The organism is Sphaerisporangium melleum (genome assembly GCF_014646695.1).
Taxonomy (GTDB): domain Bacteria; phylum Actinomycetota; class Actinomycetes; order Streptosporangiales; family Streptosporangiaceae; genus Sphaerisporangium; species Sphaerisporangium melleum.
On record NZ_BMNT01000018.1, the window covers coordinates 158041 to 175067 of the forward strand.

14 protein-coding genes and 1 riboswitch are annotated in these 17027 nt (G+C 72.1%); of the genes, 11 read left to right on the forward strand and 3 right to left on the reverse strand.

The window, feature by feature from the left end:
* Positions 1–241: 241 nt before the first annotated feature.
* On the forward strand, positions 242–928 hold the full coding sequence (locus IEY93_RS17650) for a gamma-glutamyl-gamma-aminobutyrate hydrolase family protein (protein WP_189164162.1): 687 nt from the start codon (positions 242–244) through the stop codon (positions 926–928).
* Positions 929–997: 69 nt separating this feature from the next.
* On the opposite strand, the gene IEY93_RS17655 is transcribed toward IEY93_RS17650, so the two are convergent.
* Both IEY93_RS17655 and IEY93_RS17660 read right to left on the reverse strand, forming a co-directional pair.
* Positions 998–2179 (reverse strand): acyl-CoA dehydrogenase family protein, encoded by a 1182-nt coding sequence (locus IEY93_RS17655; protein WP_189164163.1) that lies wholly within the window; start codon positions 2177–2179, stop codon positions 998–1000.
* 96 nt (positions 2180–2275) lie between these two features.
* Entirely contained in the window at positions 2276–2866 is a 591-nt protein-coding gene (locus IEY93_RS17660; protein ID WP_189164164.1) for a class I SAM-dependent methyltransferase, read from the reverse strand.
* Positions 2867–3099: 233 nt separating this feature from the next.
* Here IEY93_RS17660 and clsA point away from each other — a divergent pair, with 233 nt between their 5' ends.
* From clsA to IEY93_RS17705, 9 genes are all read left to right on the forward strand, one after another.
* Entirely contained in the window at positions 3100–3684 is a 585-nt protein-coding gene (gene clsA, locus IEY93_RS17665) for a cardiolipin synthase ClsA (RefSeq protein WP_189164165.1), read from the forward strand.
* Positions 3685–3774: 90 nt separating this feature from the next.
* Positions 3775–6276, forward strand: coding sequence for a mannose-1-phosphate guanyltransferase (locus tag IEY93_RS17670; protein ID WP_189164166.1), 2502 nt, complete (start codon positions 3775–3777; stop codon positions 6274–6276).
* Between the two features lie 361 nt (positions 6277–6637).
* Positions 6638–7141, forward strand: a complete 504-nt coding sequence (locus tag IEY93_RS17675) for an FHA domain-containing protein (RefSeq protein WP_189164167.1) — start codon at positions 6638–6640, stop codon at positions 7139–7141.
* Positions 7142–7153: 12 nt separating this feature from the next.
* On the forward strand, positions 7154–7834 hold the full coding sequence (gene ftsR / locus IEY93_RS17680) for a transcriptional regulator FtsR (protein WP_189164168.1): 681 nt from the start codon (positions 7154–7156) through the stop codon (positions 7832–7834).
* 131 nt (positions 7835–7965) lie between these two features.
* Positions 7966–8436, forward strand: a complete 471-nt coding sequence (locus IEY93_RS17685; protein WP_189164169.1) for a bifunctional nuclease family protein — start codon at positions 7966–7968, stop codon at positions 8434–8436.
* A 146-nt stretch (positions 8437–8582) separates the two neighbouring features.
* Positions 8583–9206: a MerR family transcriptional regulator gene (locus IEY93_RS17690; RefSeq protein ID WP_189164170.1), complete on the forward strand. Its 624-nt coding sequence runs from the start codon at positions 8583–8585 to the stop codon at positions 9204–9206.
* 205 nt (positions 9207–9411) lie between these two features.
* Positions 9412–9533, forward strand: a riboswitch (glycine riboswitch).
* Between the two features lie 169 nt (positions 9534–9702).
* Entirely contained in the window at positions 9703–12561 is a 2859-nt protein-coding gene (gene gcvP / locus IEY93_RS17695) for an aminomethyl-transferring glycine dehydrogenase (RefSeq protein ID WP_189164171.1), read from the forward strand.
* 103 nt (positions 12562–12664) lie between these two features.
* Complete coding sequence (locus IEY93_RS17700; protein ID WP_189164172.1) at positions 12665–13483, forward strand: tetratricopeptide repeat protein; 819 nt, start codon at positions 12665–12667, stop codon at positions 13481–13483.
* 354 nt (positions 13484–13837) lie between these two features.
* The gene (locus tag IEY93_RS17705; protein WP_189164173.1) at positions 13838–14812 is read left to right on the forward strand and encodes a zinc-binding alcohol dehydrogenase family protein; all 975 of its coding nucleotides are present in this window, start codon (positions 13838–13840) and stop codon (positions 14810–14812) included.
* Between the two features lie 126 nt (positions 14813–14938).
* Here IEY93_RS17705 and IEY93_RS17710 read toward each other — a convergent pair whose 3' ends face one another.
* Positions 14939–15937, reverse strand: a complete 999-nt coding sequence (locus IEY93_RS17710; protein ID WP_189164174.1) for a zinc-dependent alcohol dehydrogenase family protein — start codon at positions 15935–15937, stop codon at positions 14939–14941.
* A gap of 90 nt (positions 15938–16027) precedes the next feature.
* Here IEY93_RS17710 and IEY93_RS17715 point away from each other — a divergent pair, with 90 nt between their 5' ends.
* Positions 16028–16402: an ArsR/SmtB family transcription factor gene (locus IEY93_RS17715; RefSeq protein ID WP_189164175.1), complete on the forward strand. Its 375-nt coding sequence runs from the start codon at positions 16028–16030 to the stop codon at positions 16400–16402.
* Positions 16403–17027: the final 625 nt, after the last annotated feature.

A 17027-nucleotide genomic window follows, 5' to 3' on the forward strand; every position in this document is an offset into this window, starting at 1 on the left:
GTGCCGAGCCGGGAAAGCGGCTTCGGACCGGCCGGGCCGCGGGGAGGGCGAGCCCCGCCGGTCGCCACCGGGCCGCGTACCGGCTGGGGCTGGTGTGACTGGTGATACGGAAGTGACGTGACTGATACCGGGATACGTGACATACCCGAAATGTTGTGCGCAATGATGGGTGCGCCACTGCGAACGGGCGGAGCGCCGCTTCGGCTTGGCGGCAGACCTTGCGCGAGCCCCTGGAGACCGCATGTCCCGACCTCTGATCGGTATCACCAGCTACTTCGACCCCGCCCGCTGGGGCACCTGGGTACGTGAGGCGGTGCTGTCGCCGCCCGCGTACACCAAGGCGGTGGACCGGGCCGGAGGCGCGCCGGTGCTGATCCCCCCGCTCAGCCTGGGCGCGATCGACGGCTACGTGCGCGGGCTCTCCGGGGTCATCCTGGCCGGAGGCGTCGAGGTCGACCCGGCCGTCTACGGCGAGGAGCGCGACGAGCGGGTCGAGGAGCCGCAGCCCGGGCGCGACCGGTTCGAGATCGCGCTCGCCGCGGCGGCCATCCAGGCCGGCGTTCCGGTGCTCGGGGTGGCGCGCGGCATGCACGTCCTCAACGTCGCCCTCGGCGGCACGCTGATCCCCTGGCTGCCCGACGCGGTGCACCACGAGCGGCACGCCGCCACGGCGCCGCACGTGCTGCAGGTCAGCGTGTCCAGCAAGGTGGGCAAGGCCCTGGGCGACCGCGTGGAGGTCGCCATGCCGCACCACCAGGGCCTGCGGCGCCTCGGAGACGGGCTGATCGCGGTCGCCTGGGCCGACGACCAGATCATCGAGGCGGTGGAACTGCAGGGCCACCGGTTCTGCGTGGGCGTCCAGTGGCACACCGAACGCGGGGACGACAACCGCCTGGTGGACGCCTTCGTCGAGGCCGCCATGCCCTGACCGTGCCCCCGTGGCCGCCCGCCGCCGCGGGGCGGCCGCCGGACCGTCCCGCAACGGCGGGGCGAGCGGTCAGAAGCTGCGCGGCAGGCCGAGCACCTGGGTCGCCAGGTAGTTGAGCAGGAGCTCCTCGGTGACCGGCGCGACCCGGCCGACGCGGGCGTCGGCCAGCAGCCGGGCGATCGGGTACTCCAGGGAGTAGGCCATGCCGCCATGGGTCTGGAACGCGTGGTCGGCGGCCTCCCAGGCGGCCTGGGAGGCGGTGAGCTTGGCGATGTTGGCCTCGGTGGCGCAGGGCTCGCGCCGGTCGAACAGCCAGGCCGCCTTGTACAGCATCAGCCGCGCCAGCTCGATCTTGGCCTTGACCTGCGCCAGCGGGAAGGCGATCGCCTGGTTGGCGCCGATCGGCCGTCCGAACACCTCCCGCTCCTTGGCGTAGGCCACCGCGGCCCGCAGCGCGACCTCCGCGCCGCCCAGAGCACTCGCCCCCAGCAGGATGCGCTCGGGGTTGAGGACGTCCCACAGCACCAGCGCCCCCTGGTCCACCTCGCCCACCACGTCGGTGGCCCGCAGCCGCAGGTCGTCGATGAAGACCATGTTCGAGGGAGTGGTGTTGGCGCCCATCTTGGGGATCGGGCGGTAGGACAGCCGCCCCTGGGCCACCGCCTGCGGCACGTCGACCAGGAACACCGTCAGCCCGCTGGTGCGCGGGCGCGCCTCGGCGGCCGGGATGGTCCGGGTCACCAGCAGCATGCGGGCCGCCCGCTGCACCCCGGTGATCCAGATCTTCTGCCCGTTGACCACGTACTCGTCGCCGTCCCGGCGGGCGGAGGTGGAGATGGCCAGCGAGTTGGACCCGGCGTCCGGCTCGGTGAGCGCGAAGCAGGTCTCCAGCTCACCGGCGGCCAGCCGGGGCAGCAGCTCGGCCTTCTGCGCGGCCGAGCCGTGACGGGCGAGCGTCAGCGCGCCGAAGCCGGGCGTCAGCACATAGGTGAACGCCGAGCCGCCGGCCGCGCCCGAGGCGGCCAGGGTCTCGGTGGCGACGGTCAGCTCCAGCAGGCCCTGGCCGCCGCCGCCGTACTCCTCGGGCACGGCCAGCCCCAGCCAGCCGCCCTTGGCCAGCTCGGCCCAGACCTCCTCAGGCCAGCGCTTCTGCTCCTCGCAGCGCTGCCAGTAGGCCATGTCGTAGCGCGCGCAGATGGCGGCGACGCCCCGCCGAACCTCGCGGGCGCTCTCCGGAAGCGTGAAGTCCACCCTGATCACTCCAATCCCGTCGGCCGCAATCGTAGAACGATGTTCGGTCGGCGGGGGAGGGGGCGCGGCCGGCCGGGAAGGCCGGCGTGCCGCGGCTCAGTGGCGCGGGCGGCGGGCGTGGTAGACGAACGCGGGCGGCAGGTTGCCCCACACCGTGCGGCTCGGCACGACCTCCTCGAAGGTCTCCAGCAGGCGGCGGCGGAAGCGGATCGCCGGGGGCAGCGTGCGCGCGTGGGTGTAGGCGAAGGTGGTGAACGTGCCACCGGGGGCGAGCGCCCCGGTGATCGCCCCGAGCAGGCGATCCTGCAGCGTCGCGGGGAAGGCGGCCCATGGCAGCCCGCTGATCACCGCGTCCGCCCGCCCGAGCCCGTGCTCGTCGAGCAGGCGGGGCAGGCCCACCGCGTCGGCCACGACGACCTTGGCCCCGGGGTGCCGGTCGTTCAGCCGCGCCGCGAGCGCCGGGTTGATCTCCACGGCCAGGTGATGACCCCGGCCGCCCAGCCGCCGCTGGATCTCGCCGGTGAACACGCCGGTGCCCGGGCCGAGCTCGACGACGACCGGGTCGCCGCGCTCGGGCACCGGCGAGCAGATCACCCGCGCCAGGCGGAGCGAGCTCGGCGCCACCGCCCCCGTGGTGCCGGGAGCCCTGACGAACTGCCCGAAGAACAGCGCTGCATCGTTGGCCATGGCACTGACATTAAGCCCCAAGAGGATCTGCTCGCTTCCGCCGCCGGATGGATCTCGTGATCTGTAGGAGGATGCCATCTCCTCCCTCAGGAGGAGGCGGCTTCCCGGCGAATGTGCCCGGCTCGCCGCCCGTGGCCCGCACCTCATCCTCCGGCGCGCGGGACGCGGGGACCGCCGCGCGGCCGTGGGCCGGCCTGCCGGGTAGGGTCTGCACCAGGTTCAGGAGGGGAGTCATGCGGGTGAGGTCGGCCGAGGACCGGATCTTGACGGTTCCGAACGTGCTGAGCACGCTGAGGCTGCTCGGCGTGCCGGTGTTCCTATGGCTCGTTCTCGGGCCCAAGGCCGACGGCTGGGCGCTGGTGCTGCTCATGCTGGCCGGCTTCTCCGACTGGCTCGACGGCAAGCTCGCCAGGGCGTGGAACCAGACCAGCAAACTCGGCCGGCTGCTCGATCCGGTGGCCGACCGCCTCTACATCCTGGCCACGCTGGCCGGACTGACCCTGCGCGAGGTGATGCCCTGGTGGCTCGCCGCGTTGATCGTCGGCCGGGACGTGGTGCTCATGCTGGGCGTGCCCGTCCTGCGCAGGCACGGCTTCGGCCCGGCGCTGCCGGTCCACTTCCTCGGCAAGGCGGCCACAGCCTGCCTGCTGTACGCCTTCCCGCTGCTGTTCCTGGCCTCCCACCAAGGCTGGTACGCCGACGTGGCCCGGATCCTGGGATGGGCCTTTGCCATCTGGGGAACAGGTCTGTATTGGTGGGCGGGGGCGCTGTACGTGATTCAGGGGCGCCGGCTCATCGGCGGGGCGAGCCGGGCATGAGCGATCGTGGGGCGCGCCCCGGCGGATCCCCCGAGGCGAGTGCCCGCGCGGTCGTGTGCCCACCGTGACGAGACAGGCGGAGGGTGATCTGTGAAGGCCGTCGTGATGGCGGGCGGGGAGGGCACTCGGCTGCGGCCGATGACCGCCAACCAGCCCAAGCCCCTGCTCCCCGTGGTCAACCGGCCGATCATGGAGCACGTGCTGCGCCTGCTGCGGCGGCACGGCTTCACCGAGACCGTCGTCACGGTGCAGTTCCTGGCCGCCCTGGTGCGCAACTACTTCGGCGACGGTGACGAGCTCGGCATGAGCCTGCACTACGCCACCGAGGAGATCCCGCTCGGCACGGCCGGCAGCGTGAAGAACGCCGCCGACAAGCTGCGCGACGAGCGGTTCCTGGTGATCTCGGGCGACGCGCTGACCGACATCGACCTGACCGACATGATCAGGTTCCACGAGGAGAACGGCGCCCTGGTCACCATCGGGCTCAAACGGGTGCCCAACCCCCTGGAGTTCGGCATCATCATCGTGGACGAGGCCGGCCGGGTGCAGCGCTTCCTGGAGAAGCCCACCTGGGGGCAGGTGTTCTCCGACACGGTCAACACCGGCGTGTACGTCATGGAGCCCGAGGTCCTCGACGAGGTCGCCCCCGGCGTCCCGGTGGACTGGTCCGGCGACGTGTTCCCCCGCCTGCTCGCCCGCGGCGCCCCCCTGTACGGCTACGTGGCCGGCGGCTACTGGGAGGACATCGGCACCCACGAGAGCTACCTCAAGGCCCAGGCCGACGCCCTGTCGGGACGGGTGCGGCTGGACGCCGACGGCTTCGAGCTCTCCCCGGGCGTGTGGGTGGCCGAGGGCGCCTCGGTCGACCCCGACGCCGTCCTCAAGGGCCCGCTCTACATCGGCGGCTACGCCAAGGTGGAGGCCGGCGCGGAGCTTCGCGAGTACACCGTCATCGGCGACAACGTCGTGGTCAAGGAGGGGGCCTTCCTGCACCGCGCCGTCGTCCACGACAACGTCTACATCGGGCCGAGCGCCCACCTGCGCGGCTGCGTCATCGGCAAGAACACCGACGTGATGACCGGCGCCCGCATCGAGGAGAACGCCATCGTCGGCGACGAGTGCGTGATCGAGGCCGAGGCGTACGTCTCCTCCGGCGTCAAGATCTATCCGTTCAAGACGATCGAGGCCGGCGCGGTGGTCAACACCAGCGTCATCTGGGAGTCGCGCGGCCAGCGCAGCCTGTTCGGCCCGCGCGGGGTGTCCGGCCTGGTCAACGTCGAGATCACCCCCGAGCTGTGCGTGCGGCTGGCCAGCGCCTACGCCACCACGCTCAAGAAGGGCGCCTCGGTCATCACCTCCCGCGACTCCTCCCGGGCCGCGCGGGCGCTCAAACGCGCGGTGATCAGCGCGCTGAACGCCAGTGCGATCAACGTGCTGGACCTGGAGGCCGCCCCGCTGCCGGTCGCCCGGTTCCACACCTCCAACGAGACCGCCTCGGGCGGCATCGCGCTGCGCACCACGCCGGGCGACCCGCAGAGCGTCGACATCGTCTTCATGGACGAGAACGGCGCCGACCTGTCCCAGACCGCCCAGCGCAAGCTGGAGCGGGTCTTCTCCCGTCAGGAGTTCCGGCGCGCGTTCCCCGGCGAGATCGCCGAGCTGAGCTTCCCGGCCCGCGCCGTGGAGGACTACACCCGCGAGCTGCTGCGCTGGATCGACATGTCGGGCGTGCGCGACGCCGAGATGAAGGTCGTCATCGACTGCGCGGGCGGCACCTCCTCCCTGGTGCTGCCGAGCCTGCTCGGCCGGGTCGGGGTGGACGTGCTCACCGTCAACAACCGCCTGGACGACGCCTCGCCCACCGAGACCCTCGCCGAGCGGCGCAGGGACCTGCAGCGCCTGGCCGAGCTGGTGGCCTCCTCCCGGGCGGCCTTCGGGGTGCGCTTCGACCCGGTCGGCGAGCGCATCTCCCTGGTGGACGAGATGGGCCAGCTCATCAGCGAGGAGCGCGCGCAGCTGGTCGTGCTGGACCTGGTCGCGGCCGAACGGCAGGGCGGGCGGGTGGCGCTGCCGGTGACCACCACGCGGGTCGCCGAGCAGGTGTGCCGCTTCCACGGCGCCCAGGTCCAGTGGACCTCCACCGCCATCGACGCCCTCACCTCGGCCGCCGCCGACCCCGAGCTGATCTTCGCGGCCGACGGGCGCGGCGGCTTCATCGTCCCGGAGTTCGCGCCCACCGTGGACGGCCTGGCCGCGTTCCTGCGCCTGCTGGGGCTGGTGGCCCGCACCCGCCTGTCGCTCAGCCAGATCGACGCCCGCATCCCGCAGGCCAAGATGCTCAAGCGCACCGTGCCCACGCCGTGGGCGGCCAAGGGCGCGGTGATGCGCTCGGTGGTGGAGGCCGCCGACGGTCACCGGCTGGACACCACCGACGGGGTCCGGGTGGTCGAGGAGGACGGTGGGTGGGCGCTCGTCCTGCCCGACCCCACCGAGGCCGTGACCCATCTGTGGGCGGAAGGGGAGGATCTGGACGTCGCGCAGAGCCTTCTCGAGCGCTGGGCACGGGTCGTCGAGCACGCCGTGGGCACCTGACGCGTCCCGGCGCCGTTCTGCCGCGAATCACCCGTTTCCGGGCACAATCGAACGGCGCGGCGCATGGACCGGAGGGCCGTCCGGGCGGTAACTTTGGACCGGCGCGGCAAGCCGGGTCGCAGAAACGGGTGAGGCGAGCGTCGCCGACGGCACACGTGAGCTCCCCCCGCCAGCGAGGACCCCGGCGAGCCTTCGCCGCCGCAGCATGCCCGAACCCGCGAGCCTGACCTCATCTTGACCTTTGCGACTCATCAGCGTATGTTGCGGCATTCGCAGCCGAGCAACATGAGAAGCGAAGACCCGAGGCACGCCGCCCTGAGCACCGTCGCCGCGACTTCGCGGTAGGAGGCCGAGCCGATCGATGCCGAGCGTCTACTGCACGCAGTGCGGTCATGCCAACCCTGAGGACGCCCGCTTCTGCTCACGGTGCGGGTCGCCACTGACCCGTGCCGAGAACACGCCGGGGGACACCACCTCAACGATCTCCCTCAGCGGCATCGAGGCGATGGACGCCGAGGCGACCGGGCAGACGCTCATACCCGATCGGGCGGCGGTCGAGCAACTGCCGCCCGGCACGGCCCTGCTGGTGGTGATGCGCGGGCCGAACGCCGGGAGCCGCTTCCTGCTCGACAGCGACCTCACCACGGCCGGCCGGCACCCCGAGAGCGACATCTTCCTGGACGACGTGACGGTCTCCCGCAGGCACGCCGAGTTCTACCGGCGCGGCGACTACTTCACCGCCCGCGACGTCGGCAGCCTCAACGGCACCTACGTCAACCGGGAGCGCATCGAGGAGCTTCCGCTGTCGGGCGGCGACGAGGTCCAGATCGGCAAGTTCCGGCTGGTGTTCCTCACACGTGGGTGATCGGGGGCGGTGATGAGCGCGCAGGCGGCCAGGGCGTTCATGAGCATCGGGGAGGTGCTCGAGGTCCTGCGGCACGACTTTCCCGACGTCACCGTCTCCAAGATCCGCTTCCTGGAGGGCGAGGGGCTCATCGAGCCCCAGCGCTCTCCCTCGGGCTACCGCAAGTTCACCCACGCCGACGTCGAGCGCCTGCGCTACATCCTGACCGCCCAGCGTGACCGCTACCTGCCGCTGCGGGTGATCAAGGATCATCTCGACACCGCGGAGCAGGAGGCCGCCGGGCCCACCCGGCCGCGGGCCCTCGGCGCGGAGGCGCCGGCCGCCGAGGTGCGGCTCAGCAGGGCCGATCTGCTGGCCGCCACCGGTCTCGAGGAGGAGACCCTCGCCGAGCTGGAGGACTACGGCCTGATCACCCCGGTCGCCCGCTGGTACGACGCCGAGGCGCTGACCGTGGCCCGCGCCTCGGGCGCGCTGGCCGGTTTCGGGCTGCACCCGCGCCATCTGCGGGTGCTCAAGGCCGCCGCCGAGCGCGAGGCCGGGCTGGTGGAGCAGGCGGTGGCGCCGCTGCTGCGCCGCCGCGCCCCCGGGGCCGCCGGCCGCGCCGAGGAGACCGCCAGGGAGCTGTCGGGCCTGCTGCAGGAGCTGCACACCGCCCTGGTCCGCACCGGCCTGCGGGGCATTCTGGGCCGCTGACGGAGCCGCCCGGACATTTCGGGGTGCGGGGATGTTACGTTGAATTTTGCGGCGATGGTCACGCCGCGAGCCGAGAGCCGCGAGGGAACGGGCCCGGAGCGGGCCGGTGACCCGATGAGACGGAGCAGCCTGTGTTGCAGATGGAGGTCGTGGGGGTCCGCGTCGAGATGCCCTCCAACCAGCCCATAGTCCTGCTCAAGGAGGCCCAGGGCGAGCGTTATCTGCCGATCTGGATTGGGATGACCGAGGCCACGGCCATCGCGCTGGCGCAGGCCGAGGAGCCGCCGCCCCGCCCGTTGACGCACGACCTGTTCAAGGACGTCATCGAGGCGCTGGGCGTGCGCCTGACGGCGGTGAACATCGTCGCTCTGCGCGACGGAATCTTCTTCGCCGACCTGGTGTTCTCCAACGGGGTCGAGGTGAGCGCGCGGCCGTCCGACTCGATCGCGCTGGCGCTGCGCGCGGGCGCGCGCATCTTCGCCAGCGAGGAGGTCGTGCGCGAGGCCGGGGTGATCATCCCCGACGACCAGGAGGACGAGGTCGAGAAGTTCCGTGAGTTCCTTGACACGATCACGCCCGAGGACTTCGGCCGTGCGGGCTGACAATTTCGGGCATTTACGCTTCACGACGCGCCGGGCGGGATCGTTGACTGAGCATCTCGCCGGTCCTACGGTGCAAGGGAACTCACGGTTGTAATTCACGAACCCCCAGATCAGACCGTGGGATGAGAGGAAGCCGGAGGTCCGCAGTGGCGGTCAGCAGCGGCGAGGGTAAGACGGCCGGCCAGCACGATCCAGCCCAGCGTCAGTCGGCGCGGGAACGCGCGGGTGAGCAGGGCCTGCTGTTCGACGAGCGGCCGGCGTCGCTGCCCGCCGACGTCGGATACCGCGGCCCCACGGCGTGCTCGGCGGCCGGCATCACCTACCGTCAGCTCGACTACTGGGCGCGCACACGGCTCGTCGAGCCGTCGGTGCGCGCGGCGCACGGTTCAGGGTCCCAGAGGCTCTACAGCTTCCGGGACATCCTCGTGCTCAAGGTGGTCAAGCGCCTGCTCGACACCGGGGTGTCGCTGCAGCAGATCCGCACCGCCGTGCAGCACCTGCGCGAGCGCGGGGTCAACGATCTGGCGCAGATCACGCTGATGAGCGACGGGGTGAGCGTCTACGAGTGCACCTCGGCCGACGAGGTGATCGACCTGCTCGAGGGCGGTCAGGGTGTGTTCGGCATCGCCCTCGGCGGCGTGTGGCGCGAGGTCGAGGGTTCCCTGGCGCAACTGCCGGGGGAGCGCGTGGAGCCGGCCGGCCATGACTCCCTGGAGGACCACCCAGGTGACGAGCTGGCCCGGCGCAGGAAGGCCCGCAAGACGGGCTGACGCCGCCCCGGCGCATCGGCGGAGACGGGACGGACGGGTTCCGGCGGCACCAGGGGACCAGGGCCGATCGGCGTATGCCGGGGGGAGTCCATGGGCGTCCACCTTGCCCCGCTACCCACCCTATGGGGATAAAACCCGGCAAAGGCGAAATGTAGGGGTAACGCCCCTATCGCGGCGAGACGGTACGATTGCCGGGAAAGGCTGTTGACCCTGTGCGGGAGAGACCCGGCAACGGCCGGTGTCCGCGACGCGGCGCCGGGCGGCCGACCGGGCGCCGAAGGAGCAACCTCCCCGGAATCTCTCAGGCATCCGTACCGCGCAGGCGAGGCGACTCTGGAAAGTAGGCGTGCCCGCCAGGCGTGTCTCACCGACGGTGCAAGCCCCTCCTCGAGGGGTGAAGCTCTCAGGTCGCGATGAGGATGTCGCGCTGACAGAGGGGGAGACCCGGCATACGCGCGCGTCCAGCGCCGGTCTCGACCCCTTGTAGGAGGGCCCCATGACCGATCGGTCACCGCTTCGCGACCTGTCCGCACCTCCGTTCGCCACCCGGCACATCGGCCCCTCCGACGCCGACCGGGCCCGGATGCTGGAGGCCGTCGGCTACGACTCGGTGGCCGACCTGGTCGCGGTGGCCGTCCCCGGCGCGATCCGCTCCGCCGAGCCGCTCGACCTGCCCGAGGCGGCGAGCGAGGAGCAGGCGATCGCCGAACTGCGCGCCCTGGCCGCCCGCAACCGGACACCCGTGTCGATGATCGGCCTCGGCTACCACGACACCGTCACCCCCGCCGTGATCCGGCGCAACCTGCTGGAGAACCCCGGCTGGTACACCGCCTACACCCCCTACCAGCCGGAGATCTCCCAGGGACGCCTGGAGGCCCTGCTCAACTTCCAGACCATGGTCGCCGACCTCACCGGCCTGGACGTCGCGGGCGCCTCCCTGCTGGACGAGGCCACCGCCGCCGCCGAGGCCATGACACTGGCCCGCCGCGCGGGCCGTGCCAAGAGCCCGGTGTTCGTCGTGGACGCCGACGCGCTCCCGCAGACCAAGGCCGTGCTCGCCACCCGCGCCGAGCCGCTCGGCATCGAACTGGCCGAGGCCGACCTGTCCGCCGGGCTGCCCGACGGCGAGCTGTTCGGCGTCCTGGTCCAGTACCCCGGCGCGGGCGGCCGGCTGAAGGACTTCCGCGCCGTGGCCGAGCAGGCGCACGCCCGGGGCGCGCTCGTGGTCGCCGCCGCCGACCTGCTGGCCCTGACGCTCGTCGAGGCCCCCGGCACCCTTGGCGCCGACATCGCGATCGGCTCCTCCCAGCGGTTCGGCGTCTCGTTCGGCTTCGGTGGCCCGCACGCCGCGTACATGTCGGTCCGGGAGGGCCTGCAGCGGCAGATGCCCGGACGCCTGGTCGGAGTCTCGCTGGACGGCGACGGCCGGCCTGCCTACCGCCTGGCCCTGCAGACCCGCGAGCAGCACATCCGCCGGGAGAAGGCCACCAGCAACATCTGCACCGCCCAGGTGCTCCTGGCCGTCATCGCGAGCATGTACGCCGTCTACCACGGCCCCGAGGGGCTGCGGCGCATCGCCCAGCGGACCCACCGGCACGCCGCCGTGCTCGCCGCCGGGCTGCGCGAGGGCGGCGTCGAGATCGTCCACGACGACTTCTTCGACACCGTGCTGGCCCGCGTCCCCGGCCGCGCCGCCGAGGTGGTCGCCGCGGCGCTGGAGCAGGGGGTCAACCTGCGCCTGGCCGACGCCGACCACGTGGGCGTCAGCTGCGACGAGAAGACCACCGGCGAGCACCTGCGCGCCGTGTGGGAGGCCTTCGGCGTCTCCGGCGTCGTGCTGGAGGACCTGGACACCGCCACCGCCGACGCGCTCCCGGCCGCGCTGGTGCGCACCACCGGCTACCTCGCGCACCCGGTGTTCCACAGCCACCGCTCCGAGACCGCGATGCTGCGCTACCTGCGCCGTCTCCAGGACAAGGACATCGCCCTGGACCGGTCGATGATCCCGCTCGGCTCGTGCACGATGAAGCTCAACGCCACCACCGAGATGGAGCCGATCACCTGGCCCGAGTTCGCCGGGGTGCACCCCTACGCCCCCGCCGGCCAGGCCGAGGGCTACCTGGAGCTGATCGGTGACCTTGAGCGCTGGCTGGCCGAGGTCACCGGCTACGACGCGGTCTCCCTGCAGCCCAACGCCGGGTCGCAGGGCGAGTTCGCCGGGCTGCTGGCGATCCGCGCCTACCACCGGGCCAACGGCGAGCACGAGCGCGACGTCTGCCTCATCCCCTCCTCCGCGCACGGCACCAACGCCGCGAGCGCGGTCATGGCGGGCATGCGCGTGGTGGTCGTGGCCTGCGACGAGGACGGCAACGTCGACGTCCCCGACCTCAAGGCCAAGATCGACAAGCACCGCGACCGGCTCGCGGCCATCATGGTGACCTACCCCTCCACCCACGGGGTGTACGAGGAGACGATCACCGAGATCTGCGAGCTGGTCCACCAGGCGGGCGGCCAGGTCTACGTGGACGGCGCCAACCTCAACGCGCTGGTCGGGCTGGCCAAGCCGGGCGCCTTCGGCGCCGACGTCTCCCACCTCAACCTGCACAAGACCTTCTGCATCCCGCACGGTGGCGGCGGCCCGGGGGTCGGCCCGGTCGCGGTGCGCGCCCACCTGGCGGCGTACCTGCCCGGCCACCCGTTCGAGGACGGCCCGGTGGGCCCGGTCTCGGCCGCGCCGCACGGTTCGGCGGGCATCCTGCCGATCTCGTGGGCCTACGTCCGGATGATGGGCGCCGAGGGGCTGAAGGCGGCCACCGAGCAGGCGATCCTGTCGGCCAACTACCTCGCCCGCAGGCTGGCCCCGCACTACCCGGTCCTCTACACCGGTCGCGAGGGCGTGGTCGCGCACGAGTGCATCATCGACCTGCGCCAGATCACCAAGGAGACCGGCGTCACCGTCGACGACGTCGCCAAGCGGCTCATCGACTACGGGTTCCACGCGCCCACCATGTCGTTCCCGGTGGCCGGCACGCTCATGATCGAGCCGACCGAGAGCGAGGACCTGGCCGAGCTCGACCGGTTCGTCGACGCGATGGTCGCCATCCGCGAGGAGATCGGCAAGGTCGCCTCCGGCGGCTACGACCGCGACGACAACCCGCTGCGGGGAGCCCCGCACACGGCCGAGTCCCTGCTGGCCACGGAGTGGTCCCACCCCTACACCCGGGAAGAGGCGGCCTACCCGGTGGCCTCGCTCCGGGACGGCAAGTACTGGTCGCCGGTCCGCCGGATCGACCAGGCCTACGGAGACCGCAACCTGGTCTGCTCCTGCCCTCCGCTGGAGGCGTACGAAGACTAGGCGACCGGCCTCGGTGCGCCGTCTGGATCGGCATAATATGTCGCGCGCGACGGCGCGCCCGCGTCGCGAGACCGGGGTTCGATGACGCGGAGAAGAGGTCGCGATGGCGGCGCACGAGGTCGAGTCCGGGCGGCGGATCGACGAGGCGCGAAGGCTCGCCGAGAGCGGGGAGCTGGAGGCGGCCACCGAGATCTTCGCCGCGCTCGCCGCCGACGAGGGGGAGACCGACCGCGCCCAGGCGGCGGTCGGCCTCGCCCTGGTGCTCGAACGGCGTGGCGACCTCGCCGGGTCCCGCGCCGCCGCCCGGGCCGCGCTCGCGACCGGGCATCCCGAGTACGCCGCGCAGGCGGCCTGCCTGCTGGCCCGCGGTTTCGAGCAGGACGGCGCCGCCGACCAGGCCCGCGCCGCCTGGCAGGCGGTGATCGGCCTCGGCACCCCCGCCTACCTGCCCGGCGCCCACCTGGCCCTGGCCCGCATCGCCGAGGCACAGGGAGACGAGCGCGAGGCGGAGGCGTCGCTGCGCGCGGCCCTGGCCACCGGCGATCCGCAGGCGGGGTCGGAGGCCGCGCAGCGCCTGGCGGAGTACCTGCTGGCCGAGGGCGCGCCGGGCGAGGCCGCCGACGTGCTCATCGAGGCACTGGAGGTGCCGGCGGTCGCGGACCCCGGCCGGTTGCGCGTCCTGCTCGGCATGGCCCACCTCGACATGGCCTGCGGCGAGTTCGCCCTGGCCGCCGAGGGCGCCGGAGATGCCGACGGGACGGCGCTGGCCGTCGAGCTGCTGGCCCGCACGCTGCCGCTGCGCGGACGCGACGAGGACGCCGAGGCGGTGTGGGCCTACGGCCTCGGCCACCCCGACGCCGCGGTCGCCGGCCAGGTCCGTCTCCGCCTCCACCGCGAGGACCCGCCCCTCCCCGACGCCTGAGAGACGGCCTCCCCTCGCATGTCCGGCCTGGTGTCCTGCTTCGTCGTGACACCGGTGGCCTCCTCGACACCGGCACTCTTCGACGGGCCGGCGCAGGCCGGCCGGGGCGCGGCGCGCGGCGGAGCTTAATATGGATTGTCCGGCCGTGAGTGCTCATCCGGCCGGCGGCGTGCGCAGGCGGCCGAGCCGATCGCTCGCCCGGACGGCCCTGTCGCCGATCCGTGTTCACGCGGCCGCCGGGGAGGTGCCACGCCGATCGTACGTCGCCCTCGGCAAGATGCGCTTCCGCGGCCCGCACGACCGCGACCCGCCAAGGCAGGGCGGACGTGCCGAACGTCGAACGAGGGAGCAGTGATGCGTGCCATCGTCATCGAGAGATTCGGCGGACCGGACTGCCTGGTGTACACCGAGCTGCCGGATCCCGAGCCGATTCCCGGCCATGTCGTCATCAAGGTCAAGGCGTTCGGCATCAACCATGCCGAGATGCACATGCGCCGCGGTGAATGGGCCGAGGCCGCGAAGGTGAGCGGCATCGAGTGCGTCGGGCTGGTCGAGGCCTGCCCCGGCGGCGAGTTTCCCCTGGGCGCCAAGGTCGCGGCGCTGATGGGCGGCCTGGGACGCACCATCAACGGCAGCTACGCCGAATACACCCGGGCGCCGGCCTCCAATGTGGCGCTCATCGACTCCGGCCTGCCCTGGGAGCGTCTCGCCGCCATCCCGGAGACCTTCGCCACCGCATGGACCTGCCTGTTCCGCAACCTGGAGATCGTGGCGGGACAGACCCTGCTGATCCGTGGAGGGACCTCCTCCTTCGGCCGGGCGGCGATCGGACTCGCGGTCGACGCCGGGGCGCGGGTCATCGCCACCTCCCGCGACCCCGGGCGCTTCGCCATGCTGGAGGAACTCGGCGCGTACCGCGCCGAATCGGAGGAGCCGGGCCTTTCCCAGCGGATCCCCGAGGCCAAGCGGCTCGACGCGGTGCTCGACCTGGTGGGCAACAGCACCATCCTCGACTCCCTGGCGATGCTGCGCCGCGGCGGCCGCGCCTGCCTGGCCGGCTGGCTGGGCGGACTGGAACCGATCGCCGACTTCAATCCGCTGCTGCAGATGGCGAGCGGCGTCCATCTCACCTTCTTCGGCAGTTTCGTGTTCGGCACCCCAGGGTTCCCGCTGTCGGACGTACCACTGCGGGAGATCGCCGACCGGGTGGCGGCGGGCCGGTTGCGGGCCGGCCCGTCGCGGGTCTTCCATTTCTCCGAGATTCGCGAGGCGCACCGCGTGATGGAGGCGGGAGAGGCGAACGGGAAGATGGTCGTCGTCAATCCGTGAGAGGCCGGCGCCCGGCCGTTGCTCTCCACGCCGTGGGGCCGCTGCGGGCACCCGCTTGGCAGACGCGAGTGGGTTCGCACCGTCGCAGCGACGGAACGCGACGCGGAGCCGCCCTGACCCGCGCGCTCAGTGGGGGACGGTGACCACGATCTTGCCGAATCGCTCGCCGGAGTCCATGTGCCGGTGCGCCTCCACGATCTGCTCCAGCGGGAACAGGCGGTCCACGACGGGGTGGAAGGCGCCGCCGCGCAGCCCCGAGGTGATGAACGCCGCGGCCCGGCGCAGCAGCCGGGGGTTCCTGGAGATCTCGACCTGCGTGAACGTACGCATGTTCAGCGCGGGCATGCCCAGGTCGAACCCGGGATACGGAGTGGGCTGCCCGCTCTGCGCGCCCCACAGGAACAGCGTCCCGCCGGCGGCCACGGCGCGGGCCAGTTCGATCACCCCCGGCCCGGCCACGGCGTCGAAGACGTACTCCGCGCCCTTGCCGCCGGTCAGCTCCAGCACACGGCGTGCCACGTCCTCCTTGCCGGAGACGATCACCTCGGCCGCGCCCTCGTCGAGCAGCCGCCGCCTCTTGGCGTGGTCGCGGGTCACGGCGATCGGCGTGGCGCCCAGGCGTGCGGCGGTGTGGATCGCCGCCACGCCGACTCCGCTGGAGGCCGCGGTGACCACCGCGACGTCACCCGCCCGGATCCCGCCGACCTCCACCATCGCGCCGTAGGCCGTCAGGTAGGGCATCCACACCGCCGCGCCGGACACCGCGTCGATCCCGTCCGGGCGGGACAGCAGAGCGCTCGCCGGCACGATCGCCCGCTCGGCGTACACCCCGTAGTCGTTGTGCGAGAAGTTCGGCACGACGCTGACCGCCTGGCCCTCCTCGAAGCCGGTCACGCCGGGGCCGATCGCCTCGATCACGCCGGCGGCCTCGTTGCCGAGCCCCGACGGTAAGCGTCTGACCGGTTCGATGTACCTGCCGCTCCGGAACAGCGCCTCGGCCCGGTTGATCCCGATCGCGTCCACCCGGATGCGTACCTCGCCCGGCCCCGGATCACCCGGCTCGACCGCCTCCAGGCGCATCACCTCGGGCCCGCCGATCTCGTGGAACCGCACAGTCCGCACCATGTTCGTCCTCCGCTCGCTGGAAACGTCGCCCACCGTGCCACACAGTTCGATCACCGTCAAACTTTGATGAAGGTCGTACCATCTGGTGTCATGGAACGCACGCCGCCGCATCCGGACGTCTCGGAATTCGACCTGCAGCGAGTGCTGGAGGCGCTCGTCGATCCGGTCCGCCGCAGCATCGTGGCGCAACTCGGCTCGGCCGGCGCGGACATCGCCTGCGGAGGCTTCGACATCCCGGTCGGCAAGTCCACCGCCACCCACCACTTCAAGGTGCTGCGCGAGGCGGGGCTGATCCGGCAGTACTACCGGGGGACCTCCCGGATGAACGCCCTGCGCCGCGCGGAGGTGGACCAGGCGTTCCCCGGCCTGCTCGACGCCCTGACCGGTCCGCACACCGCTGGATCCCCGCACCCGGAGCCGACCGTGCGGCACGCGCCGCCGGCCGGCCGGCCGGCGGCGCGGTGAGCCCTTTCGCCGGTACGTTTTCTCCCGCCCGCATCGGCGGGCGGACATCGCATCGGTTTCCGCGCGTGCACGGCGGTTCGATTTCGTGATGCCGTTGGCGCCGTCCTGACTCAATGCCCCCGTACGCCGGCCGTGGCGGGTTGAAAGTTTCAGTTCGCCGGCCCGGTTGGGGTGGGCACGTCCAGCGAGAAGACCGGCGGGGAGTCATCGCCCCAGCCGCCGGGGCTTGACGGGAATCGGTGCTTCGTATTTGCTTCGCCGCACCGGCGTGTACCGATTTTCCGATCGGTGGGCTGACCGGGGAAATTACGTTGACGCTAACAATATAGCGATGGCCCCATCGTTCGTGGAAATGCGATGGGCCGCGGTGGCGGCCACGACGGAATGATGGCGTCGACTAGCTTGTGTTAGCGCTAACAGTCGATCTTGACGCCAGTTGAGCATCGCCACTCCGGGAGTGAATGTGAAGTTCGGAATCCCGCATGCGGGGGACATCGGTTCCCGGCGCGGAATCGCTCTGCTCATGGGCCTGCTCTGTGCCCTGGTGATGTTGCCGGCCGGTGCGGCGCGGGCTGACAATCCGGTCGTCCAGACGATTTACACGGCCGATCCGGCGCCGATGGTG